Origin of the sequence: Herbaspirillum lusitanum P6-12, from assembly GCF_000256565.1 — a bacterium.
GTDB lineage: Bacteria > Pseudomonadota > Gammaproteobacteria > Burkholderiales > Burkholderiaceae_D > Herbaspirillum > Herbaspirillum lusitanum.
Genome location: NZ_AJHH01000600.1, coordinates 1 through 917, shown reverse-complemented (window position 1 = coordinate 917; position 917 = coordinate 1). Strand labels below are relative to the sequence as shown.

2 pseudogenes are annotated in these 917 nt (G+C 67.5%); one reads left to right on the top strand and one right to left on the bottom strand.

Going from position 1 to position 917, the window contains the following annotated elements:
• Positions 1-555 (top strand): annotated as a pseudogene (locus tag HLUSI_RS34385) (hypothetical protein); the annotation flags it as partial.
• Between the two features lie 174 nt (positions 556-729).
• On the opposite strand, the pseudogene HLUSI_RS34380 reads toward HLUSI_RS34385, so the two are convergent.
• Positions 730-870: pseudogene (locus HLUSI_RS34380) on the bottom strand (CoA transferase); the annotation flags it as partial.
• Between the last annotated feature and the right edge of the window lie 47 nt (positions 871-917).

Genomic DNA, 917 nt, shown 5'->3' with positions numbered 1-917 from the left:
TGCCCACCTATCTCAGCTCCGCCGAAGCCGCCGCGCGCGCAGATCGGTTTCGCCATGGGCGCGGCCGGCACCGACACCGCACTGGAAACCGCCGACGTCGCGCTGATGGACGACGACCTGCGCAAGATTCCCGACTTCATCCGCCTGAGCAAAAAGACGCATCGCGTCCTGTTGCAGAACATCTCGATTGCGCTCGGCATCAAGGCGGTATTCCTGGCGCTCGCGCTGGCAGGCGAAAGCTCGCTGTGGATGGCGGTCTTCGCCGACATGGGCGCGAGCCTGATCGTGGATGCGCCGGCGCTGGCGCGCGCGCAGATCGGTTTCGCCATGGGCGCGGCCGGCACCGACACCGCACTGGAAACCGCCGACGTCGCGCTGATGGACGACGACCTGCGCAAGATTCCCGACTTCATCCGCCTGAGCAAAAAGACGCATCGCGTCCTGTTGCAGAACATCTCGATTGCGCTCGGCATCAAGGCGGTATTCCTGGCGCTCGCGCTGGCAGGCGAAAGCTCGCTGTGGATGGCGGTCTTCGCCGACATGGGCGCGAGCCTGCGCCGCAGCGTGCGGACGACGTTGCGCGGGGCCCCAGAAAGTCTGCTCAATCGCCGGCGCCAGATCGCCGGCGCTTTCCGCCGCCAGCGCCGCATCGACCTGCTTTCCCGAACCCGTCACCAGCAACTGCGCCATGCGCGCCAGCGACGTGAGCACTTCGCTTCCCTTGCCGGTCTTCAAACGCTGCGTCAATCCGCGGATCGCGGCCGTCGCCATCAGGTAACCGGTGGCGTGGTCCAGCGCCTGCACCGGCAGCGGCGTCGGCTTGTCGCGTCCGAGGCGGCGCATGCCGGCTTCGGCGATGCCGCTGCTCATCTGCACCAGGCTGTCGAAACCGCGCCGCGTTTTCCACGCGCCGCTCC